At 72.5% G+C, this 22838-nt stretch carries 21 protein-coding genes, 1 tRNA gene and 1 pseudogene; 6 read left to right on the forward strand and 17 right to left on the reverse strand.

What is annotated here, in order from left to right:
• Positions 1-55 precede the first annotated feature (55 nt).
• From WBK50_RS31260 to WBK50_RS31270, 3 genes are read right to left on the reverse strand one after another with little or no spacing between them, the layout of a single operon-like run.
• Entirely contained in the window at positions 56-1060 is a 1005-nt protein-coding gene (locus tag WBK50_RS31260; protein WP_341338997.1) for a hypothetical protein, read from the reverse strand.
• Positions 1061-1108: 48 nt separating this feature from the next.
• A complete protein-coding gene (gene dcd / locus WBK50_RS31265) occupies positions 1109-1693 on the reverse strand; it encodes a dCTP deaminase (protein WP_341338998.1) in 585 nt (194 codons plus the stop codon).
• A gap of 52 nt (positions 1694-1745) precedes the next feature.
• Positions 1746-2861 (reverse strand): UDP-N-acetylglucosamine 2-epimerase, encoded by a 1116-nt coding sequence (locus WBK50_RS31270; RefSeq protein WP_341338999.1) that lies wholly within the window; start codon positions 2859-2861, stop codon positions 1746-1748.
• A 178-nt stretch (positions 2862-3039) separates the two neighbouring features.
• Here WBK50_RS31270 and WBK50_RS31275 point away from each other — a divergent pair.
• Positions 3040-3110, forward strand: a tRNA-Gly gene (locus tag WBK50_RS31275).
• 216 nt (positions 3111-3326) lie between these two features.
• On the opposite strand, the gene WBK50_RS31280 is transcribed toward WBK50_RS31275, so the two are convergent.
• The 7 genes from WBK50_RS31280 to WBK50_RS31310 all read right to left on the reverse strand — a co-directional run bounded on the left by WBK50_RS31280 (position 3327) and on the right by WBK50_RS31310 (position 10245).
• Complete coding sequence (locus tag WBK50_RS31280) at positions 3327-4385, reverse strand: alpha/beta hydrolase (RefSeq protein WP_341339000.1); 1059 nt, start codon at positions 4383-4385, stop codon at positions 3327-3329.
• 303 nt (positions 4386-4688) lie between these two features.
• Positions 4689-5048 carry a DoxX family protein gene (locus WBK50_RS31285; RefSeq protein ID WP_341339001.1) on the reverse strand — a complete coding sequence of 120 codons (360 nt, stop codon included), beginning with the start codon at positions 5046-5048 and terminating at the stop codon, positions 4689-4691.
• A 341-nt stretch (positions 5049-5389) separates the two neighbouring features.
• Complete coding sequence (locus WBK50_RS31290; protein WP_341339002.1) at positions 5390-5860, reverse strand: GNAT family N-acetyltransferase; 471 nt, start codon at positions 5858-5860, stop codon at positions 5390-5392.
• 27 nt (positions 5861-5887) lie between these two features.
• Positions 5888-6724, reverse strand: coding sequence for an alpha/beta fold hydrolase (locus tag WBK50_RS31295; protein ID WP_341339003.1), 837 nt, complete (start codon positions 6722-6724; stop codon positions 5888-5890).
• A gap of 203 nt (positions 6725-6927) precedes the next feature.
• Positions 6928-7650 carry an alpha/beta fold hydrolase gene (locus WBK50_RS31300; RefSeq protein WP_341339004.1) on the reverse strand — a complete coding sequence of 241 codons (723 nt, stop codon included), beginning with the start codon at positions 7648-7650 and terminating at the stop codon, positions 6928-6930.
• 126 nt (positions 7651-7776) lie between these two features.
• Entirely contained in the window at positions 7777-8082 is a 306-nt protein-coding gene (locus WBK50_RS31305; protein ID WP_341339005.1) for a hypothetical protein, read from the reverse strand.
• Between the two features lie 129 nt (positions 8083-8211).
• Entirely contained in the window at positions 8212-10245 is a 2034-nt protein-coding gene (locus WBK50_RS31310) for an Hsp70 family protein (protein ID WP_341339006.1), read from the reverse strand.
• Between the two features lie 213 nt (positions 10246-10458).
• Between WBK50_RS31310 and WBK50_RS31315 the strand changes: the two genes are divergently transcribed.
• The gene (locus WBK50_RS31315) at positions 10459-11115 is read left to right on the forward strand and encodes an IspD/TarI family cytidylyltransferase (protein WP_341339007.1); all 657 of its coding nucleotides are present in this window, start codon (positions 10459-10461) and stop codon (positions 11113-11115) included.
• An 89-nt stretch (positions 11116-11204) separates the two neighbouring features.
• Positions 11205-12020, forward strand: a complete 816-nt coding sequence (locus tag WBK50_RS31320; RefSeq protein WP_341339008.1) for a glucose-1-phosphate cytidylyltransferase — start codon at positions 11205-11207, stop codon at positions 12018-12020.
• Positions 12021-12045: 25 nt separating this feature from the next.
• Here WBK50_RS31320 and WBK50_RS31325 read toward each other — a convergent pair whose 3' ends face one another.
• The gene (locus tag WBK50_RS31325) at positions 12046-13128 is read right to left on the reverse strand and encodes a peptidoglycan recognition protein family protein (protein WP_341339009.1); all 1083 of its coding nucleotides are present in this window, start codon (positions 13126-13128) and stop codon (positions 12046-12048) included.
• 265 nt (positions 13129-13393) lie between these two features.
• Here WBK50_RS31325 and WBK50_RS31330 point away from each other — a divergent pair.
• Positions 13394-15218, forward strand: a pseudogene (locus tag WBK50_RS31330) (acyl-CoA dehydrogenase).
• Between the two features lie 94 nt (positions 15219-15312).
• Here WBK50_RS31330 and WBK50_RS31335 read toward each other — a convergent pair.
• From WBK50_RS31335 to WBK50_RS31355, 5 genes are all read right to left on the reverse strand, one after another.
• Entirely contained in the window at positions 15313-15738 is a 426-nt protein-coding gene (locus tag WBK50_RS31335) for a CBS domain-containing protein (RefSeq protein ID WP_341339010.1), read from the reverse strand.
• Between the two features lie 91 nt (positions 15739-15829).
• On the reverse strand, positions 15830-17476 hold the full coding sequence (locus WBK50_RS31340; RefSeq protein WP_341339011.1) for a VanW family protein: 1647 nt from the start codon (positions 17474-17476) through the stop codon (positions 15830-15832).
• Positions 17477-18428: 952 nt separating this feature from the next.
• Positions 18429-18758 (reverse strand): GroES family chaperonin, encoded by a 330-nt coding sequence (locus tag WBK50_RS31345; RefSeq protein ID WP_341339012.1) that lies wholly within the window; start codon positions 18756-18758, stop codon positions 18429-18431.
• 217 nt (positions 18759-18975) lie between these two features.
• Positions 18976-20166 (reverse strand): ATP-binding protein, encoded by a 1191-nt coding sequence (locus WBK50_RS31350; protein WP_341339013.1) that lies wholly within the window; start codon positions 20164-20166, stop codon positions 18976-18978.
• A gap of 260 nt (positions 20167-20426) precedes the next feature.
• Positions 20427-21260 (reverse strand): DUF1206 domain-containing protein, encoded by an 834-nt coding sequence (locus tag WBK50_RS31355; RefSeq protein ID WP_341339014.1) that lies wholly within the window; start codon positions 21258-21260, stop codon positions 20427-20429.
• 88 nt (positions 21261-21348) lie between these two features.
• Here WBK50_RS31355 and WBK50_RS31360 point away from each other — a divergent pair, with 88 nt between their 5' ends.
• Both WBK50_RS31360 and WBK50_RS31365 read left to right on the forward strand, forming a co-directional pair.
• Entirely contained in the window at positions 21349-21972 is a 624-nt protein-coding gene (locus WBK50_RS31360; RefSeq protein WP_341339015.1) for an SIMPL domain-containing protein, read from the forward strand.
• Between the two features lie 174 nt (positions 21973-22146).
• Entirely contained in the window at positions 22147-22335 is a 189-nt protein-coding gene (locus tag WBK50_RS31365; RefSeq protein WP_341339016.1) for a hypothetical protein, read from the forward strand.
• Position 22336: 1 nt separating this feature from the next.
• On the opposite strand, the gene WBK50_RS31370 is transcribed toward WBK50_RS31365, so the two are convergent.
• The gene (locus WBK50_RS31370; RefSeq protein WP_341339017.1) at positions 22337-22825 is read right to left on the reverse strand and encodes an FxsA family protein; all 489 of its coding nucleotides are present in this window, start codon (positions 22823-22825) and stop codon (positions 22337-22339) included.
• Between the last annotated feature and the right edge of the window lie 13 nt (positions 22826-22838).

Below are 22838 nucleotides of genomic sequence, written 5' to 3' on the forward strand. Positions count from 1 at the left end.
CACCGGGTGCGGTACATCCCGGCCACCAGTGGCCGGGATGTACCGCAGGCGCTGATCAGCAGGGGCGGAACGCGGCGATCTGGTAGGTCTCCTTCGCCGCCGGCGTCCGGACCAGCTCGACCTTCCCGAGCGCCGCGCCGGCGGCCTGCACCCAGGACGTCGCGCAGGCGTCGACGACGGTGGTGGCTCCCGGCGGAAGCGGAGCTGCGCTCGTGGCGCGCGGGACGGTGGCGGGGGACTCCGAACCGGGCCTGAGGCGCGTGTGCAGCACCGCGACGGCGTCGACGCAGGTTCCCGTCCCCGTGGCCTGCGCGAGCTGTGCGACCGCGGCCGGCCGGGCGATCCGGCAGATCCGCTGCGGGTCCGGGTCCTGGATCCCCGCGGTCAGGTTGGTGAGGACGAGCGCGGGCCGGGTGACGCCGACGCTCTGCTGCAGCTGGGCGCCGGCCTGCGCCGCCACCTGGCTCTCCTGCTCCCGCACGTCCGCCGCCCGGAACCGGTAGCCGACGAGCGACACCGCGACCAGCACCAGCCCGACCGCCAGCAGCTGCCACCTCGGCAGCCGGAGCAGCCCCACCAGCGCCACCCCGACGCTCGCCGCGAAGGCCCACGCCCACGGGTTCTCGCTGGTCGCGGACACCAGCGCGGCGACGAGAACGACGCCCGCGACGTGCCAGGTCCAGCCCTTGAGCAGCCGGTCGAGCCGGAGCACCGCGAGCAGGACGAGGGTGCCGGCGCCGAGGCCGAAGGGGATCCACCAGCGGTTCGGCTCGTCGAGGAAGGGGACGAGCAGCACGGCCGCGCCGATCAGACCGAGGCCCGTGGCCCCGCGCCAGCTCCGCGGCCGCGAGCGGCGCACCGGCCGGTCACCCGGGGGGGTCCGGCGGAGCCGGTCCCCGACTCCCGCCCACCACGGCGGCGGGGCCGCCTGCCGGCTTCCCGACCCCGTCCGGGTGCCCCACGGGGGCCCGCCTCCGGGGTCGGCGTCCTCGGCCCGCTGCGGCGTGCGCTCCGCGGGGACGGCCGGCACGTGCGGTCGGGGGCGGTCCGAGGGCTCCATCGCGGGTCAGCGTACTGGCATGCCCGGGGAGGAGGCCCTCTCGCGGCCCTAGTCCCGCTTCGTGTCCACGCGGTGGAAGTTGCGGTGGGCCCGCGAGGGCGTCGGACCCCGTTGCCCCTGGTAGCGGGAGCCGACGCCCTCGCTGCCGTACGGGCGCTCGGCGGGGCTGGAGAGCCGGAACAGGCACAGCTGACCGATCTTCATGCCCGGCCAGAGCGTGATCGGCAGGTTCGCCACGTTCGACAGCTCCAGCGTGATGTGCCCCGTGAAGCCGGGGTCGATGAAGCCTGCGGTGGAGTGCGTCAGCAGACCGAGACGGCCGAGGCTGGACTTGCCCTCCAGGCGTCCGGCCAGGTCGTCGGGCAGGCTGACCGACTCGAACGTGGAGCCCAGCACGAACTCACCCGGGTGCAGGACGAACGGCTCGCCGTCCTCGGTCTCGTGCGGCCGGGTGAGGTCGTCCTGCTGCAGCGCGGGATCGATGTGGGTGTACCGGGAGTTCTGGAAGACGCGGAAGAACCGGTCCAGCCGGACGTCGATGCTCGACGGCTGGAGCATCTCCTCGTCCCACGGGTCCAGGACGAGACGCCCGCCTTCGAGCTCCTTGCGCAGGTCGCGGTCGGACAGCAGCACCGGCGACGCCTTCCCCTCGTGTCTCGATGACTTGCGAGACACTAGCCGGGCGTCAGCCGCCGCTCGCCTGCGGTGCGGGCAGCTTCGACGACGGGGAGAGCCCGAACATCCACGCGACGGCCTGTTCGACGCGGGCCGCCTCCAGCCCGTCGTACTCCTCGACCCGGGGCGTGGCGCGCAGCATCTGCTCGACCGTGCTCATCACCGCGGCGACCGAGATGCTGCGGATCGAGTCCCCGGGCTCCGGGATCCCCGTGCCCTCGACGTGGACGGCGGGGGCGCCGAGCCCGGGCGCGTCCGCGACCAGCTGGTCGTCGTCCGAGACGACGACCGCGCTGAGCGGGGCCAGCCGAACGAGCTCGGTGAGGGCGATGCCGGGAACGACGATCACACGCTCGTGCCGCGCGAGGTCCAGGCTCGCGTCCGACCCGGCCTGCGTCCCCCAGACGACGACCTCGGTGTCCGCCTCCCGTGCGAGCAGCCCGGGCAGGCCGTCCAGCACGCCGGCCGAACGGGGCCGTTGCAGGTTGACGAGCACCAGGTGCCGGCTGCCGTTGCGGATCCGGTCCATCAGCTCGACGAAGCGCAGGTCGGACGGCGCGGGGTTCGCGTGCAGGGGGTCCCCGGTGACGATCACGTTGGGCCCGGACCCCGCCCGCTCGGAACCGCCCGCGGCGAGGACGAGCGACGCGAGCTGGCCGATGATCCGCCGGTTCGCCTCCTGCGGGAACGGGCAGAGCAGGTCGTCCGTGGCGGTGCCGGCCTGCATGTGGATCACCGGGATCTGCCGCCAGTACGCGACCTGCGCCGCGACCGTGGCCGTCATCCCGCCGCCGTACACGACGATCGCGGTGGGGTCCTGCTCGACGAGCAGCGCGTCCAGCCTGGTCATCAACGACGACGCGATCTCCGCCGGGTTCGGCCCGGGCAGCCGGCCGAGGAGGTGGGTGATCTCCGCCGGGACGGCGAGGTCCTCCCACGCGATGTCCACGCGCATCGGGTCCGCGCCGCTGGCGACCGTGATGGCCCGGATCCGGTCCGCCGCGGCGAACGCCGCCGCCACCGGCGCGAGCCGCGCGACCTCGGGCCGCGATCCCGCGATGAGCAGGACGTCGTGATCGTGGTCCTGGGGCGGGAGCGGCCCCAGGAGCGGGTCGAATGCCGTCATCCGGGAGGCCCTTCGGAGCGAGGAGCGGCTGTGCGGGGCAGGGTCGTGGTCCGTACACGGGGCGTCGAGGACGCTGCGCCCAGTGGTGGGCCGATCATGCCTCAGCCACTCGGATGGACGCGCACGGGCGGGCGTTCGATCACCGCGGGTGGGATGCTAGAGTTCGTTCACGCACGCTGCGGATGTAGTTCAATGGTAGAACATCAGCTTCCCAAGCTGAATACGCGGGTTCGATTCCCGTCATCCGCTCTCACCACGAAGGCCCAGCTCACACGGTGTCCACACCGGAGCCGGGCCTTCGTCGTTTCACGATCCACTCGCCTCGCGTGCCCGCTGCGTGCCCTCACGCCATCGAGTCAAGCGCGCCGCCTCCCGCGGCGCCGGGCCGGCTACGACGGCCCGAACACGCCGATGCCGGGCCGCTGTGTCTCATAGCGGCCCGGCATCGGTACTACGGGTAGAGCCCTACTCGTCGGCGGGAACCTTGCCCTGCAGCCAGTCCATCGACGCCTGGAAGGCCTCCGGGGCCTGATAGAAGGCGTTCAGGTCGTGGCCCGGGCCCTTGATGACCTCGGCGTCGACCGACGGGGCCTCGGGGAAGAACGGCTTCTCCTGCTCCACGACGCGCTCCGGGGAGGAGCAGTCGGTGCCCAGGTCCAGCGGCTCCTGGTTGCAGAAGATCCCGTCCTTGTCGCCGTTGATGATGAACACCGGCACGTCGATCTGCAGTGGAGTGTTCTCGACGATCGGGTAGTTCACCAGCTCGCTCTGGGTGACCGTGCCCTTGGTGGCCTCGTCGCGTTCGATGATCCGCGGGTCGACGTCGGTGCTCGGTGCGTAGTAGAGGCCGCGGTGCGTACCGGGGCGGGGGGTGATGTAGCCCGGGTCGAGCGACTCGCCCGCGAACTGCGGGTCCAGGACCGCCGGGTAGTCGCTGGTCTCGATGTTCACCGGGGTGCGGGTGTTCACCTTGTGCGTGAATCCGGTGAGCATCACCGCGTCGACGTCCTTGAAGCGGGAGGCCTCGATCATGCTGGTGAAGCTGCCGTAGGAGTGCCCGACAAGCGCGACCTCGTCGAACGCAGCCTTCTGGCCCTCGACGTCGCCGGCGCGCAGGGCCTGGACCACGTTGTGCAGTGCGGTGGCGTTCGAGGTGATGTCGACGAAGGTCGACAGCGGGTGGCTGGACTCGCCGTTACCGATCCGGTCGATGGCCGCGGTGGCGTAGCCGGCCTTGTTGGCGGCCGCCTCCCACGAGTACGTATCGGCCTCGGGGTTCGCCGGATCGGCGATGTTCCAGTAGCGGTGGTCGTAGGTGATGCCGTGCGTCAGCACCTGCACCGCCTTGGGCGACCTGCCCTCCGGCATGCACAGCTTCACGACCACGAACTGGTCGCTCTTCTCCTTGTCGAGCGTCAGACCCAGGTCCGAGCCCGGGGCGACCACGACGCCCGGCTGCAGGTCCACCGGCAGCTTGCTGGTGGTGCAGGTGCGCCCGTTGTCGGGGGCGACGGACGCGGCCACGACATCAGGGTCGGAGTTCGGACCGGCCAACGCGACACCGGACCCCAGCACAGCAGCGCCCGAGGCCAGGGCCGTAACCGTGACAAGGCCTGCGATGGCTCGGCGCCGTGCCAATGCCAGGGGTTTCCTCATTGATCCTCCAGTCGACAGCGCAGCGGGGAGCGTGATCAGCGGACCGCGCGCGAACGGCCTAACGAGATCACTCGCCGTTAGTTCCGCCCCTTTTGTCGGCTTTCGTGTTCTCCGAAGCCCTGCCTCGAGCCCGAGCCGAGATCATCCGGGTCGGCAGCAACAGCGCGCCGGCTAGGAGGCGAAGCGGATGACCGCGAGGACGAGAGCCAACAGGCCCAACACGAGCGGCGGGACGAACTGCTCCTTGCGGCGGATGTGGACGACCACGGCGCCCGCCATCACGGCTGCGAGCCCGACAGCCGCGATCGGCGTGAGGATCGGCGCGACGTCCAGGAGCCAGGGAAGGATCAGACCGACAGCGCCGACGATCTCGATCATGCCGATGGCCTTGATCGAGCCGTCGGCGAAGTCGTCGGCGTAGCCCATGCCCGCGGCCACCAGGGCCGGCTTCGGCCGCGCGAGCTTCATCCCGCCCGCGGCCAGGAAGGCCACGGCGAGCACGATCTGCAGGATCCAACCGACGACGTTCATACGGACTCCAGGGTGAGTGGCCCGACCGGACCGGGCATGGTTGAACGCTCATCAACCTAACCCGAGAAATATGAATCCTGAAGTACTTCTGAGGGACGTCATGAAACCGTGATCCGCCGGCGGCCCAGAGCAGTCGAACGGAGCTCGTCGGGCTCGGCCTGCAGCGGATGGCGCCTCCGGACGTACAGATCGACTTCCAGGACGAGCCGGCCTGGCGGATCGGGGTCCGGGACGTCCTCGCGCGGCTCGCCGCGGCCCCCGCGATCAGCCGGTGACCGTGCCGATGACCCTGGTGGAACCTCGGGCTGGAGCTCCGGGCGCCTCGGCGCCGCCGGGCCGTCCTACGGTGCCTCCACCGGTGACGCCGGGACCAGCAAGATCCGCATCACCGGCGTCTCCCGGCCCAGCTCGGACGTCACGCGCCCGACCACCGTCGCCCCCTGCCGCTCGTAGAACCCGACGGCGTAGGGCTCGGCCTCCCACTCCATCCGGGTCGCGCCCCGGGCCGCGGCGCGGGAGACGGCGTCGTCGAAGAGCATCGCGCCGATTCCGGAGCCGATGTGCTCCGGGACGACCCAGAGGTCGTCGAGGACCGCGACGCCGCCGTGCAGGATCGCGCTGAACCCGATGGGCGTGCCGTCGTCGTCCTCGAGCACGCGGACGTCCCGGCGGGTCACGTAGTCGTCGTCGGGGACGATCACCGCCGCGAACCGGGCCAGGAACTCCGGGCCGTAGGACCAGTGGCCCTTCGCCGCGACGGCGATGCGCCGCAGTACGGGCCGGTCCGCCGGGGTGCCAGCACGGATCCGCACGGACCGAGCCTAGATCAGCGAGCCTCCTCAGCTGTCGAGGAACTCCAGGAGCGCCCGGTTGAACTCCTCGGGGTGGGTCGCGTTGAGCCCGTGCGGCCCGCCCTCGATCACGACCGTCGTGCTGTTCCTGATCGTCTCGGCGGAGCGCTTGCCGCTGACCTCGAACGGGACGATGGCGTCCGCGTCGCCATGGATGACGAGCGTCGGGACGTCGACGGCCTCGACGTCCTTGCGGAAGTCCGTGCGGCCGAACGCGGTGATGCAGTCCAGCGTGCCCTTCGGCGACGCGATCGCGGCCATGTCGCGGTGGTACTCCCGGTTGACCTCGCTGACCAGGTCCGTCCTGTCGCCCGCGGCGAAGAAGGTCCGGGTGAAGTCGTCCAGGAAGGCGATGCGGTCCGCCTTCACGCCGTTCCGGAACTGCTCGATCGTCGCGTCGTCGAGGCCGCCGTCCGGGTTGTCCTCGGACCTGTAGAGGTACGGCGGGACGGCCGCCGCGAGCACGGCCTTGGCGACCCGGTCCGAGCCGTGCGCGCTCAGGTACCGGACGACCTCGCCGCCGCCCATCGAGAAGCCCACGAGCGTCGCCTCCCTGGCGTCGAGGTGGATGAGCAGCGCATGGAGGTCCGCGGCGAAGGTGTCGTAGTTGTAGCCCTCCCACGGCTGCGAGGACTTCCCGAAGCCGCGGCGGTCGTAGGTGATGACGCGGTGCCCGGCGTCGACCAGCGCGGGGACCTGCTTCTCCCAGGAGCGGCCGGACAGTGGCCAGCCGTGGATCAGGACCACGGGCTTCCCGGAGCCGTGGTCCTCGTAGTACAGCTCGATCGGGCGGTCGTTCTCGGTGCCGACGTTGAGGAAAGGCATGTCTCCGGGTGCCCGGTACTGCCGCGCTCAATCATCGCGCTGCCTGCGGAGCCGAGCGGAGGCCTTGATCCGCCAGGCGTCCTCGACCAGCTCCACCAGCTGGTCCGGCCCGCCCTTCTCGAGGTCCACGAGGATGGACGCCTAGCCCCAGGTCATGGCCCCATCGTCGCGGTTCGGCCGCGCGCCGTCGGGGCGAAACCGGATCAGGTGGAATGTCCGGCCAGGAACTTCTCGACGGCCTCGCGGGCGGCCGGCCGGTCCGCCTCGGACTTCCAGGACTCGACGAGCGACGCGTTCGGCGCCCTCTCCACCAGGTGCCGCGACGCGCTCTGCGGGTGGTGCTCGTCGTCGCCCATGAGCACGAGGATCGGCGTCGGGAACGCGGCGATCTCGGATCCTGGAACACTCCACAGCACGTCGTCCCCGCCGTAGAGGTTGTCCCTGAAGCCGGCCCAGTCCTCGGGACCGGCCTCCGGGTGGGCGTCGCGCCTGTCGTCCGCGAACGTGTCGAACGCGGTGAGGAAGAGGTCCCGGTTGCCCTCGAGCCCGATCGGCTGCAGGGCCACCGCGGCCGCGACGCGCTCCGGCGCGGTGTGGATCAGGCTGAGGATGAACGCGCCGCCGATGCACATGCCCAGGACGTGGAACCGGTCGACGCCCAGGTGGTCCAGCAACGCGAGCTGGTCCGCGGTGTAGCTGGGCCAACCGTCCGACGCGTGTACCGGGGCGAAGGAGCGGCCGGCGTTGCGCTGGTCCATCGCGATGACGCGGAAGTGCGGGGAGAGCTGTTCGACCGGGTTCCAGGGCGCCCGGTCCCAGAGGTCGATCGCGGAGCTCAGGCCGCCCGGCGCGAGCAGCAGGACGGGGAACCCGGACCCGGTCTCCTCGTAGTGAATGGTCAGCTCGCCGTGCTCGAAGGTCGACATCTCCACCACCTCCCTCTCGCCGAGGATCCGACCACACCCGGGGCGGTGCCGCGGAACGAGAACGGCGCGACGCCCGTGGGACGTCGCGCCGTACCGATATCGCGTGACCGAAGTCACTCCTGCCCGTCAGACGCGGGGTGCACCCGCCCGGTTCACCGGGCCCCACGTCGTCGACCCGCCGGCGGCCACCCGCTGCACCGGAAGCTCGTAGAACCCGCTCATCAGCCCGCCCTGGGGCGGTCGCGGCTGCTTCCGCCGGCCCGCGCGGAACGCGGCCAGCCGGCGTCGCGGCTCCTCCGAGACGTGGACGACCAGCAGCACCAGCGCGGTCCCCACGATCAACGGCGCACCGACCACCAGCATCGGCCAGCCGAAGGCCAGATACGCCACGACCAGCGCCACGACCTCCATGGCGATGACCGCTCCTGCCATACGCACCACCGTGCGCACCTCCCCTGGACTCTTCCGCCCGCCCCCGCGGGCCCCACAGCTTCTATCTTGTCGGGGCGGGCGTTCGTCACGCCGACCGGCCGGGTCGAGACCGAAGCGAGACCTGCCGCGTTAGCGGGCGCTCGGCGCAGCTCCGGACGGGGGCGGAGCGGAGGCCTGACCGGCCGCTCCGGCTCTGGACCCGTCGGTCGACGAGGCACCGCCGGACGGAGCACGGTTCGCGGACCCCGGGGCCTGCTGCCGGGGCGGTGCGCTGCCGCCCGCCGGCGGGCTCGAGGCCGGCCCGGGCTGCGCGGGCGCCGAGCCCTGCGGCGGCGCGCTCTGGCGCCGGTCCTGCGGCGCGGCCGGCGACCCGCCCGGCGGGCCCGGGGCGGACGGGTCCTGGGCGGCGGGACCCTGTGCACGAGGAGTCGCTGCACGAGGATTCTGTGCAGGCGGATTCGGTGCAGGCGGATTCTGTGCAGGCGGGTTCTGTGCAGGCGGATTCTGTGCAGCCTCGTTCCCGGTCGCAGGGTCCTGCGCCGGGGGCTGCGCCGCCGCCGAGGATTCGGGTGCGGACGAGTCGGGCGGCGAGTCCTGCGCGTTCCGGGCGGACCCGCTCGGCGTGGTCGTCCTCGCCCAGGGCCGCGCCTCCCCGGCCTCCCCGGCCTCCCGCGCCCCCGTCGACTGCGGCGCCACGATCCCTGCGCTCCCGTCCTCGGCGACCGTGGGGCTCGTCGACAGCGGCGCAACGGACGGCGTGGGGGGACTGCTCGTGGTGCCGGTCCCGAGCACCGCCTCCGCACCCGGGCGGAGGGCCTGCTCGCGTGGCCAGGCGGCGACGATGCCGGTCAGGCCGAGGGCGACCAGCAGCACCGAGGCGCCGATCAACACCCCGGTGCGCCGGCGACGGGACCCACCGCCGTCGTCGTGCTCCCAGGCCGATTCGGCGGCGGGCAGGCGGGTGACGGGGGGCGCGGAGTAGGACGCCGGATCCACCGCGGGGACGGACGCCGCAGGGGTGTCGGCGACCGGCGGCACGAACGACGTCGGCGGCAGGCCCGGGACCGACGCCGGCACCGGACCCGTCGCGATCGCGGTGACCGCGCCCGCGTTCGCCGCGGTCGCGCCGGCCGCGAGCACGTACGCGGCCGTACCCCGGTCCCCGGCGTCCCCGGCGGGCTCCGGGACCCCCGGCTGGATCGCCAGCACGGTCCCGATCGCGGCGGCGTGCTCCGGCTCGGGGTCGATCCGCACCGGACGGCCGAGCGTCTCCGCGACGACCGTGCCCACCAGCGGGACGCGCGCGGAACCGCCCACCAGCAGGACGTCCGCGACGTCCACGCCGGATGCCTCCACCGTCCGCCGGAGCAGTGCGGCGGCCGCCGCGACGAGGGGCCGGGCCAGGTCGTCGAAGGTGTCCCGGTCCAGCCACGAGGCGGGCGGCGAGGCGTGCAGCGGCGACGGGTGTCCGGTCGGGACGGCGATCTCGACGGCCGGCTCCGCCGACAACCGCTCCTTCCCGCCCCGGCACGCGTGCAGGAGCGCCGCGTCGTCCGCCGGGCCACCCGTCGCGACCCGTTCGGCGAGCAGCCGGTCGAGCTCCGTGCCGGCGCCGCCGTCGACCCGCTCGACCGCGAGGACGTCCAGGTCCGCGCCGACCACGGCCGCGGTGCAGTGGCTCTCCCCGAGGTCCAGGACGGCGAGCGGCCCGGCGGACCACCCCCCGTCCCTGATCGCGACGGCCCGGGGCGCCGCCACGAACGTGACCGCCAGGCCGAAGCCCTCCAGCGCCGCCCCCAGCAGCGACTCGGCGTGCCGACTCCACGACGGCGGGCGGCTGAGCGCGATCCCCTCGGGCTGCCCGCCCTCGCGCTCGGCGATCCGGTCGACCAGCCGGCGCACGAGCACCGCGCACAGCGTCTCCGCTGCCCAGGACCGGCCCGCGACCAGCAGCGGCCCGGGGACGCCGACGCGGGCGGTGAAGCCGCGCGCCTCCCGGGCGGGGTCGGCGGAGAAGCCGGGGACCATCGCGCCGTCGGCGTTGAGCGACAGGACGGACGACAGCTCGTAGACGTGCGTGTCCGGGGGCCCGTCGGGCGCCGGGCGGCAGACGACGGCGACGGTGCGCGTCGCGCCCAGGTCGATCCCGAGCCGGTAACCCATCCCACCCCCCTGCCGTGCGGGGCCGACCGCCGCGTCCGCGGAGAGGTCCCTCCGGGAGGATCGGGATCCGGCGGGCGCCGGTGAACCGTCCATGCCCGGGGAGTACCCGAAGGTGGGTCATCCCTCCGGGCGCCGCCGGGCCCGCGCCGGGGGTTGCGCCCCGGGTGTTCCAGCAATGATGCCAGAATCGGCCGCGATGCGACCGGAGACCTCGTGACGCCGTCCGACCCCACCGTCCCCGGGGAGTCGTGGTGCGTCGTCCTCGCGGGCGGCCAGGCCCGGCGGTTCGGGCGCCCGAAGCAGTTCGAGCCCGTCGGCGGCATCCGGATGATCGACCGTACGGTCGCCGCCGCGCGCCGGACGTGCGACCGGGTCGCGCTGGTACTGCCGGCCGGCGTCGCCTGGGACGGCGACCGCGTGGACGCCCTCGCGGTGGGCGGCGACCACCAGTCCGAGTCGATGCGCGCGGCGCTCGCCGTGATCCCCGACGACGCCGGGATCATCGTGGCCGCGGACCCGGCGCACCCGTTGGCGTCGGACCGGCTGTTTCTCGACGTCATCGCGGCCGTGCGGGCCGGGGCGGACGGCGCGGTGCCGGTGGTGCCGCTGCTGGAGATCGTCCAGCGCGTCGTCGACGGGGTGGTGCGGGAGACCCTGCCCAAGGACGACCTGGTGATCACCCAGGCGCCGCACGCGTTCCGCGCCCCGGTGCTGCGGAAGGTGCACGAGACCCGACCGCGCCCGGTGGAGAACTCGAGCCTGCTCGTCGAGCACGGCTACACCGTGGTGACGGTCCCGGGTGACCCCGGGAACCTGCACGTCACGACCCCCGAGGACCTCGGCATCGTGCACAGGCTCACGGGCCTGTGACGGTGCTGTGATCGATCGATCGACCGCACGACACGGACCGGCTCCCCAGGTCCGCCAGTAGCGACAATGCCGAACGAGATCGGAGAACGATGAACCAGGACACGCCGGTGGTGATCCTCTGCGGAGGACAGGGAACCCGAATCCGGGAGGTCAGCGAGCGCCTTCCGAAAGGCATGGTCGAGATCGGCGGCCGCCCGGTCCTCTGGCACATCATGAAGCTCTACAGCCACTACGGCTACCGCCGCTTCATCCTCTGCCTGGGCTACAAGGGCTGGGAGATCAAGCAGTTCTTCCTGGACTACCGCTCGCACCTGTCGGACTTCACGCTCTCCCTGGCCCAGGGCGAGCACGAGCCGGCGTTCCGCAACGGGGTCGCGGACGAGAACTGGGAGATCACCTTCGCCGAGACGGGTCTCGAGGCGGGCACCGGCGCGCGACTCAAGCGGATCAAGCAGTACATCGACACCCCGCAGTTCATGATGACCTACGGCGACGGTGTCAGCGACGTCGCGATCGACCAGTTGGTGAAGAACCACGAGCAGGCCGGCCGGCTCGGCACGGTCACCGCGGTCCACCCGACGTCGAAGTTCGGCGAGATGAACGTCGACGGCGACCAGGTCGTCGAGTTCAACGAGAAGCCCACCCAGGTCACCGGCTGGGTCAGCGGTGGGTACTTCGTCTTCGAGAAGTCCTTCCTGGACGACTACATCGACGACCGCGAGGACAACTTCCTCGAGGAGGGCCCGCTGGGCGAGCTCGCCCGGGACAAGCAGCTCTCGGTGAACAGGCACGAGGGCTTCTGGGCCGCCATGGACACGTTCAAGGACTACGAGACCCTGAACAAGATCTGGGCCAAGGGCGACGCCCCGTGGAAGCTCTGGGACGACGAGCCCCGCAGCTGGTGAGTCGCGCGGCGCCCGGTGGTCACCCTCAACGAGGTGGGCCCACTGGGTCCGCGGACGTGTCCGCGGGCTCGCCCGACGTGCCGAGCAGCTCCTGCCACTCCGGATGCTCGACGACGTCCGGCACGCTCTCGACCTGACGCTCCTCGGCGAGAACGTTCACGGCCTTCTCGGCCTCGGAGCCCTCGCCCCGGCGCACCGTCCGGGCCAGCACCGGCCAGGACTCCCCGCCGATGATCCCGTTCGCGTCCTCGGCCTTGGTCTCCGTCTGGAAGCGGCGCACCGTGGCCGTCATGGCCGGGGAGTACGCGCCGTCCACCGGGACGTCGTGCCCGGCGTCGCGGAGCAGGTGCTGGACGGCCAGCACCGTCGCCCCGCTGTCGCCCGGGCGCACCAGGGGCCATGAGGCCTTCACCGTCGCCTCGGCCTCCAGCCGCCGGCCCAGGATGCCGGCGACCTCGCCGCGCAGCCGGGGCAGCATCCCGTAGAGGCGATCCCCCGGGCAGGCGGTGTTCTTGAAGTCGCGGTGCCCGTACAGCTCGGTCGGCGCGATCCCGTACTGCGCGCAGATGTAGGCGCACGTGTTCCGCAGCGAGTTCCAGAGCGCGGGCGGCGGGCCGACGTCGACGTAGATGCCCTCGTTCTCGATCCCGACGGCGACGACGTTCTGCCCGGTGCAGTGCGCACCCTCGACCTGCTTACGGCCCCCGCGCAGCACCTCCAGGCTACGGTGCCGCCCCTCCAGCACGAAGCCGCCACGGCTGATCGTGAAGTGCTGCCCGCTGTCCAGCCAGCGCCGGCGGTCCATGTGGTAGTTCTGGATCGACCTGGCCAGCGCGTCCGCGGCGCCGCGGTCGGTGTTCGCCTGGTTCGGCGACGCCGTGTGGTGCACCAGAACCTTCACCGGCCGCTGGTTCCAGATGGGCACGATCCGGTTGTTCGGCCGGGCGCCCCAGCCGGGGCAGGGGACGATGGCCGGTCCTGCCTCCGCGAGGGCCCCGGAGTCCGGAGAGGCCGAGCGGAGCGCCGGATCGGCCGCGGCGGTCCCGGTGCTGACCAGGGACAGGCCGCCGACGGCGAGACCGCCCACCATCAACCCCCGGCGGGACATCTCCCGACCCGATCTCTGACCCACTGCTGCCCCCAGCTAGTCCAGGTGATGCATCATGCGTCACAACGACCTCATCAGGACCATTCGAACCATCGTCTACACACACAACGTGCACAAGCCGGGAGCCCGAAGGTGTGATCCCCGGGATGGGGTGCTTCCGGCAGGGCGCTTGCCTTGGTTACTGACGAGTAATATCCTCAGCTGTAGTTACCGGCCGGTAGGAACAGGGCGGCCGGACGGTCGACGAATTCCGCTGGAGAGACCGATGGGCCACTTCAAGAGCAACCTCCGTGACCTCGAGTTCAACCTCTTCGAGGTCTTCCGTGTGCAGGACGAGTTTGGCGCCGACGGCGTCGACCTGGACACCGCCAAGGGTGTGCTGAAGGAACTGAACGCCGTCGCGACCGGCCCGCTGGCCGAGTCCTTCACCGACGCGGACCGCAACCCGCCCGTGTTCGACCCGAAGACCCATTCGGTGACGCTTCCGCAGTCCCTCAAGGACGCCTACCAGGTCCTCATGGACGGCGAGTGGTGGCGCCTCTCGCTGCCGGACGACCTGGGCGGCTACGGCATCCCGCCGACCGTGCAGTGGGCCGCCGCCGAGCTCGATTCTCGGCTCCAACCCCGCCGCGTTCATGTACATGGCCGGGCCGAACTTCGCCTCCGTCGTGCACCGCAACGGCACCGAGCAGCAGAAGCACTGGGCCGAGCTGATGATCGAGCGGGGCTGGGGCGCCACGATGGTGCTGACCGAGCCGGACGCCGGATCGGACGTGGGCGCGGGCCGCACGAAGGCCGTCCGGCAGGAGGACGGCACCTGGCACGTCGAGGGCGTCAAGCGGTTCATCACCTCGGCCGAGCAGGACATGACCGAGAACATCATGCACCTGGTGCTGGCCCGCCCCGAGGCTCCCGGCATCGAGCCGCGGCCCGGGACCAAGGGCCTCTCGCTGTTCCTCGTGCCGAAGTTCCACTTCGACCCGGAGACCGGCGAGCCCGGCGAGCGCAACGGCGCCTTCGTGACGAACGTCGAGCACAAGATGGGGCTCAAGGCGTCGACGACGTGCGAGCTCACCTTCGGCGCGCACGGCACCCCGGCCGTCGGCTGGCTGCTCGGCGACGTGCACGACGGAATCGCGCAGATGTTCCAGGTCATCGAGTACGCCCGGATGATGGTGGGCACGAAGGCGATCGGCACGCTGTCCGCCGGCTACCTCACTGCGCTGGACTACGCCAAGGAGCGCGTCCAGGGCGCGGACCTGACGAAGATGGCGGACAAGGCGGCGCCGCGCGTCGCGATCACGAACCACCCGGACGTCCGCCGCATCCTCATGCTGCAGAAGGCGTACGCGGAGGGCCTGCGCGCCGTCTACACCTACACCGCGACGTTCCAGGACCAGATCCGCCGCGGCGGGGACACTGTGCTCGCCGAGAAGGTCAACGACCTGCTGCTGCCGATCGTCAAGGGCGTCGGCTCGGAGCGCGCCTCCGAGATGCTGCTCCTCTCGCTGCAGACCCTCGGCGGCTCCGGCTACCTGCAGGACTACCCGATCGAGCAGTACATCCGGGACGCCAAGATCGACTCGCTGTACGAGGGCACCACGGCGATCCAGTCCCTGGACTTCCTGTTCCGCAAGATCGTGCGGGACAACGGCCAGGCGCTCGCGCACGTCGCCGGCGAGATCCAGGCCTTCCTGGGGAACGAGACCGGCAACGGCCGGCTCAAGGAGGAGCGGGCGCTGCTCGGGAAGGCCCTCGGCGACGTCCAGGGCATGCTCGGCGCGCTGACGGGCTTCCTCTACTCCTCCGCCGAGGACCAGGCGAACCTGTACAAGGTCGGGCAGCACACCGTCCGGCTGCTGATGGCGGTCGGGGACCTGCTCGTCGGCTGGCTGCTGCTGCGCCAGGCGGACGTCGCCCAGACCGCGCTGGCGGGCGAGGTGGCGGAGAAGGACAAGGCCTTCTACGAGGGCAAGGTCGGCGCGGCCAGCTTCTTCGCCAAGACCGTCCTGCCCCGGCTCACGGGCGAGCGGAAGATCGTGGAGAACGCGGACAACGCCCTCATGGAGCTGTCCGAGGGCGCCTTCTAGCCGCGCCGCCAGGCGCCGACAGGCAGCGTCATGGAGCCACAACGCGGTTCATCGGCCCCGAGAAGCGCGTTGTGGCTCCATAGTGCGGCCGGGCCTATTGCTTGATGTAGGACTCCAACTGCTCGCGCTCGACCTCCAACATGTCGATCCTCGCCTTGACGAGGTCGCCGATGCTGACGATGCCGCGGAGCTCCCCGTCGACGATCACCGGCAGGTGCCGCACCCGCCGGTTCGTCATCACCCGGGCGAGGTCCGCGGCACTGTCGTCCGGGGAGCAGGTGACCAGATCGGTCGTCATGATCTCGACGATCGGGGCCTCCAGCAGCGCGGCGCCACGCTCGTGGAGCCTGCGGACGATGTCGCGTTCGGACGCCATCCCGACCAGGACGCCGTCCCGGACCACCGGCAGGGCGCCGTAGTTCCCTTCCGCCAGCAGGGCGAGCAGGTCGCTCACCAGCGCGTCCGGTTCCACCGTCGCGACGGCTGTGCCCTTGCTGCGCAGTACGTCGGCAATACGCATGGCGTCCCCGATCGTCGTGACCACATTGTCCTGACGAAGGGTACGAGGAGTGCGCCGCGTCTCGCGACTGCCGGCCGGGTGCTTCCCCCGGTTACTGCCCGCAGACCACGATCGGTGACGGGTTGTACTTGACCGTGCGGGTCCTGTTCGTGACCTCGCCGGTCTGCACGTTCCGCATGGTCCTCGTGTCCGTGACCGTGAAGCCCGGCGCGCCCTTGCTGGGCGAGCAGGGCTCACCCGGCGGAATCGTGATCGTCTGCGGCTCCGTCGGGTTCGTGCGCGGCCCGGTGGTCGACGTGACGTCGTAGCGCTTGCTGCCGAACATCTTCACGGTGAGCGACGACGGGGTCCAGAAGGTCTGGATGAGGACACCGGTCGGACCGTCGTTGCGGAACTTCAGGTCGATGATGTCGTCGAAGACGGTCGCCTCGCGGCCCGCGGGGTAGCGGCTGATGTAGAAGCTGTGCTCCTTGTGCTCGACGTCGACCATGCCGGCGAAGTACGCCGCGTTGTACGTCGTCGTCGCCACCTGGGAGACACCGCCGCCGATGCCGCGCGACGCGTGACCGGCCTCGATGATCCCGGCCTCGACGTAGCCGTTGGCCGCGTTCCGCGGGTTGGTCGCCTGGTTCAGGCTGAACGTCTCGCCCGGGCCCACGATCGTGCCGTTGATCTGGTCCGCGGCCCGCTTGATGTTCTGCCCGGAGTCTGCCGCGAACCCGCCCGTGGTGAACGAGCTGATCTCGCCGGTGATGCCGAGCTTGTCGATCTGGTCCGTGGTGATCTTCGCCGGCTGGTCCGCGTAGACCGCGGTGACCTGCCGCGCGCCCTGCCCGGTGAGCACCGGGACCAGGTCCTTGAACGTCGCGGCGTAGTCGATGCCGCGGCCGTCCTCCGACGGCACGATGACCGGCGAGCCGGTGGAGAAGTCCAGGGTCGCGTCCCGGCCCGGCTTCTCGGTGGCCGCGAGCTGCGGCTGCACGGCCTCGGTCACCGTGTCGATGTTGATCTCCGGCACGAGGTGGGGGTCGGCGTTCTCGTCCGCCTTGAAGGTCAGTGCCCCGGCGATGGCCTCCGGGGCGAGCGTGGCCTGCGCCCCTTCGCCGAGCACCGTCACCGGCGCCGCGACCGCGGGCGTCGCGAACTGGTCGATGGCGCGCCGGACGTCCTCGAGGCTGGTGATCGTCGGTCGCCGGACGAGCGGGAGCGCGACCGGCGACCCGGTGGCCCAGTCCCGCTCGAGCACCCCGACCGCGGCCTGCAGGTCCAGCTGCTGGCCGGGGACCGGCGGCACGGCGGTCGGGACGATGCCGTCGAACTTCACGTTGCCCTCGACCGGGTCCTTGTCCACGACCGGCGCGAGCTGCTCGAGCGCGGTGGTCACCGAGCGCTCGTCCGCGGTGTTGACGACGCCGACCTCGCGGTCGGTGAAGAAGGACGTGACCCGGGTGATCGGGTTGAGCGGCTGCGCGCCGGCCGCGTCGATCGTCGCGGGGTAGTCGACGGCCAGGCCGGCCGCCTTCGGGTCGATCTGGCTGGTCACGGTGCCCGCGGTGATCTGCACGGGCAGCGACGACCGGGGCTCGACCTCGGCCTGCAGCCGGCGAGTGGCCTCCGCCTTGGACAGTCCGCCGATCTCCAGCCCGGCGACGGTGACGCCACGCGGGACGTTGCCCGTGCTGAACACCAGGTCGCCGACGTAGAGCAGGGCCAGCGCGGCGACGACGCCGGCCAGCACCAGGACGCGGCGCCTGTGCTTCGGCCGGGACGCGCCCTCGTCGTCTCCGCCGCCACCGGAGCCGGTGGGCGGGCCGGGGGCGGGGTCCCGCCCCCCGTGGCCGCGAACTGCTCGGTGGGCGGGTCGATCACCGAGGTGGCGGCCGCGGCCCCACCGGCGGCCCCACCGGCGCGGGGGATCGTGTCCGTGGGCTGCTCGCTCGCGGGGCGGTCGGTGCCGTTGGGCCCGTCGGCGCGGGACACGAGCGGGATGGCCTGGGTGGACTCGGCGCCCCAGTCCGCGGCGCGGGGGTCGCCCACGGCCGGCGCCGGAGTGGGCACGGTGGCGGCGGCGGAGCCGCTGGCTCCGCCCGGGTTCCCGGCACCGGGCCCCGTGGCTCCGGCCCCTGCGGTTGCGGTGGCCTCGCCTGCCGACTCGCCGGCGCCGGTGACGCCGGCCGTCTCGTTCCCGGAAGCGGGCGTGGGAGCGGGACCCGCCGCCTTCGTCTGCACGGACGACGCGCCGGAGGCCTCGGCGCTCGTCTCGGAGGCCACGGCACCGGCCGTCGAACCCGCTCCGGTGGTGGGTTCGGCTGCCGTCGATTCCGCCGCGGTCGTGGCGACCGTCGGCGAGTCGTCCCCGGCCGGCTGGGGCTGGGGACGGGGGCGCGGCCGTAGCGAGGAACCGGGCGCCGTGGAGGAGGCCGGGGAGGGGCTGGTGCCGCTCACCGCCGTGCCGTTCGTGGCCGGTGCAGGCTCGCTGCGGGCCGGAGCCTCGGCGTCGCCGCTCCCTGCCGGGCGCTCGGCCGGGCTGGGAGCCTCGGCCGGACGTGCCGGGTCACCGGACGGGCGGGCGTCGGTTGCCACCGACGTCTCTCGATCGGTCACCTCGCCGGACGAGGGCTGCCGCTCGGACATGAAGTGCGTGTTCCTTCCCCACGAATACCGCCGACCCGCCCCGCGTCGACGGGGCGTCAGAGATACAAACCGGTGCCCTGCGAGGCGCTCTCCGCGCTCGCCGTGGCGACGGCATGCAGGTCCCGCTCCCGCATGACGAGGTAGGAGGCCCCCTGGATCTCCACCTCGTACTGGTCCTCCGGGGCGAGGAGCACCCGGTCTCCCGCCTTCACGCCGCGGACGTGCTGACCGGTCCCTACGACCTCTCCCCAGACGAGCCGCTTCGCCACCTGCGCGGTGGCCGGGATGACGATGCCCGCCGTGCTGCGCCGCTCGCCGGATCCCTCGACCATCTTGATCATGACGCGGTCGTGCAGCATCTGGATCTCGAACTTCGGGTCCGACACCGGGCAGATGCTACGGGGGGGCCGCCGTACGCCACCCGGCGGTGCCTCCGCCGAGCTCCCGTGGCGGCGGCCCCGGACACGAGAACGCCCCGTGGAGCTGCCAGGTCGGGGGTCCGACAGCGCCACGGGGCTGTACTGGGAATCGGTACCCCGGCCCCCCGCGTTACCCCTCGGACCGCGATTCCCCGACTTCACCCGCTCGGCCTAATGTCTCTGCCTACGTGTGCGCCAGCAGGTAGCGGCCGAAATGCGGAACGGTGAAGGCGATCTGGCCCCGTTGCGCCGAGAACACCAGGCCCTTCTTCAACAGGCTGTCCCGCGCCGGGGAGAGTGACGACGGCTTCCGCGCCAGATGGTCCGCGATGCCCGAGGTGACGACGGGCTCGTCCGTCCCCTCCGCCAGCTCGGCCATCGCCCGCAGGTACTCGCGCTCCGCGGGGGTCGCCCGTTCGAAGCGGGATCCGAAGAAGCCGACGGCCAGCTCCGCCTCGGCCTCCGGCGCCGCCACCGCGACGTCCGTGACGCCGATGGGGCTCGTGGGCGCGGCGTCCCAGGCGGCCTTGCCGTAGGCCTGGACGAAGTAGGGGTAGCCGCCGGAGCGCTGGTAGAGGTCGTCGAGCGCCTCGCCGTCGAAGCCGGCCTCCTCGCGCTCCGCGGGCGCGCGCAGCGCGAAGTCCGCGTCCGCCCGGTCCAGCTGGCCGATCCGGCTGTACTTGAACAACCGCTCCGAGTACGACTTCGACGCCGAGAGCACCGCGGGCAGGTGCGGCAGCCCGGCCCCGACGACCACGAGGGGCGCCCGGGACTGGGAGAGCTCGTGACAGGCGGCGCAGAGGGCGGACACGTCGTCCGGCCGCAGGTCCTGCATCTCGTCGATGAGGATCGCGATGCCGGTGGAGACCTCGCTCGCCAGCTCGGCGACCTCGGTGAACAGCTCGACGAGGTCGATCTCGATGTCCCCCGAGTCCGCCCGCCCGTTCTTCACCGGAACGTCGATGCCGGGCTGCCAGCGGTCCCGCAGCCTGGCCTCCGACGGCGACGCCCGCAGCGCGAACGCCTTGAGCACGCCGAGGACCTCGTCGACGCGTTCCTGCCGTGGATGCTGGACGGCGAGGTCCCGGATCGCGCGGTGCAGCGCGGCGGCGAGCGGGCGGCGCAGGTCCGCGTCCGGCCGGGCCTCGATCTTCCCGGCGCCCCAGCCGGCGCGCAGCGCCATCGAGCGCAGCTCGCCGAGCAACACGGTCTTGCCGACGCCGCGCAGCCCGGTGAGCACCAGGCTGCGTTCCGGGCGCCCGCGCGCGACCCGCTCGAGCACGATCTCGAACGCGTCGAGCTCCTTGTCCCGGCCGGCGAGCTCGGGTGGCCGCTGACCAGCGCCGGGAGCGAACGGGTTGCGCACCGGGTCCATGGGATCGGACGGTATCCGGCCGTCTTGCCGGAACCCTAGATTTCGCTATCGGGCCCGATCGGCGTGTCGCCCGATCGGGACGTGGTGCGCGTGGAGCCGGACAGCGCCACGCGAAAGGCTCGCCCTCGCCGTCCGGGGTGACCGGACTCGGGGTGACCGCCGCCGGCCGACGCGCACGGTCCGGCGCGACGCGCGTGGGGCTGAAGAGCCCGCGTGGGCTGGGGCGTCCGCGCTCTCGGGGAGCTCGGTGGACGGCCCGGTCACGCCCTGCGGGTGAGCGCGTCCGCGATGCAGAACAGCCCGAAGGCCGCGAACCCCAGTGCCACCACGATCAGCACGGACGCACCCAGGGGGGTGGTCGCGAGCAGGCGCAGTGCCGCGTCCAGCCCGCCGGCGCGGGCGGCGTCCGACGCCAGCGCGGCGGTCCCGAGGAGTACCCCGACCACACCGAGCGCCAGCGCCCGGGCGACGTGCCCGAGCGCGCCGAGGATCTCGATGCCGTGCCGCACGCCCTCCGGCAGGTGGCGGACGTCGAGGTCGTCCATGAAGGTCCGGCGCACGCCCGTGTAGGTCATCGCCACCGCGATCACCAGCACGACGACCGCCGCGCAGGCCACCAGCAGCCGGCCGGCCGGGAGGGCGAGCAGGTCCGCGGTGGCGGCCCGGGCGCCCGCGTTCCCGGAGCGCCGGCCGCCGCCGAGGAATGCCACGGCCGCGGCCGCCAGGCCGAGCATCGCGATCGCCTTCGACACCGCGCCGACGCGCTTGCGCACCCGTCCGCCGCCGGACACCCAGCGGAAGCCGAGCACCGCGGCCGTCAGCTGCCAGAGCGCGAACGCCACCAGGCACACGACGCCGACCACGAGCGCCACCTCCCCGAACCGGGTCGAGGCGACGGACGCGACGGCTCCCTGGACGTCCGCGTTGCCGGCGGGCGTGCCGAGCGCGATCTGCACCGCCAGCCACCCGACGAGCAGGTGCACGACCCCGTACCCGGCGAGCCCGACCCGGCCGAGCAGGTCCACGACGGGACCCGGCGCGTCGGAGTGGCCCTGCCGCACGAGCCGGCGCAGGTGCGGGAGAAGGGCGACCACGGGATGCACGGTAGCGATCGCCTCCTCTACGGACGTCTAGCCCCGGCACGAGATAGGCCGAGACGGCCCGATCTGTTTGGCTTCGGTCATGACCCACATACCCGAGATCGTCACCGAGGGCACCGGGCACCACGAGGAGATCGCGGACCGGGCGGAGTTCGAGCTGGGCTTCTCGGCGAAGGGGCGTACGCGCGCCGCCGCCGTCACCGCACTCGGGAAGCTCGTCGCCGCGGCACAGCCGGCGCTGGACTCGCCCGCGGTGGCCGTCACCCACCGGCGGTTGTGGGTACACGACGAATGGCGGCGCGGCTCCCGGACCGGGACCTGCCGGGCCGAGGAGCACCTGACGCTGCGGGTCACCGCCCTCGACCGGCTGGAGTCCGTGCTCGGGTCGCTGCTGGCCGCCGAGCCCGCGAGCTTCTCCGGGCCGTCCTGGACCCTCGAGGACTCGGACGCCGCCCTGGCCGCGGCGCAGCGCGAGGCCGTGCGGGACGCCCGGCGCCGGGCCGAGGGCTACGCGGCGGCGCTCGGCGGCCGGCTGGGCGCGCTGCGCCGGCTCAGCGAGTCCGACGGGCGCGGGGCGCCGATGATGGCGATGCGGGCGGCCGTCGCCGAGGGCGGCCCGGACGTCGACGTCCACGACCTCGAACTGGAGCCGGAGCCCGTCCGCGTGACGGTCCGGTGCACGACCACCTGGGCGCTGGAGACTTGAGGCTCTTCACCCGTACGGGACAGGACACACCCCGACTCCGCCGTAGAACACGCTCTACAGGGTGATTCCTGCTCCTCGGCTGGCGCAGTGACCCGGCAGGCAACACACTCGTTCGGAGTAATCGTGTGTGCGCCTACTCGACGGGGAGGGTCCGTGGGATCCGGACGGCACAGCATGACGAAGAAGACGCGGCAGGAGCTGCGGATGCGGCCCGGCCACCACGCGCGGACGGGCGTCCGCGCCGGTCAACGCGCGCTCCTGGGCGGCGCGGTGGCGCTCCTGCTGACCGGTGGTGCCGCCACCGTGCTGAGCCACCAGCAGGGGCCGGTGCCGATCGCGTTCGTGATCTCGACGGACCGGTAGGTCAGTCGACGATCGTGCCCTCGATGACCGTCGGGCCGGCCGCGTCCGGCCGGCGCCGGGGGCCGCCGTCGTAGGTGGGCTCGCCGACGACCTCCGCGTCGACGATCGGGCCCTCGCTCCGGATGCGCGCGGTGCGCAGACCCGGGCTGCGGCGCTCGGCGGACGCCACGATCCGCCTGCGCACCAGCGCCCGGGTGGGCGGCAGCACGAGCAGCAGCCCGAGCACGTCCGTGACCAGGCCGGGGACGAACAGCAGCACGCCGCCGGCCGCGACGAGCATGCCGTCCGTCATCTCGGAGTGCGCGACCTCACGGCTGCGCGCGGCCTCGGCGAAGGCCTGCGCGGCGCGCAGCCCCTCGCGGCGGGCGAGCAGGAGTCCGATCACGGAGCTCGCCAGCACGACGAGCAGCGTGGCGGCGAACCCGATCCACGAACCCAGCGCGATGAAGGCCGCGATCTCGACGACGAGGTACAGCAGCACGAACGGCATACCCGTAGAACGT

Source organism: Pseudonocardia sp. T1-2H (genome assembly GCF_038039215.1).
GTDB lineage: Bacteria > Actinomycetota > Actinomycetes > Mycobacteriales > Pseudonocardiaceae > Pseudonocardia.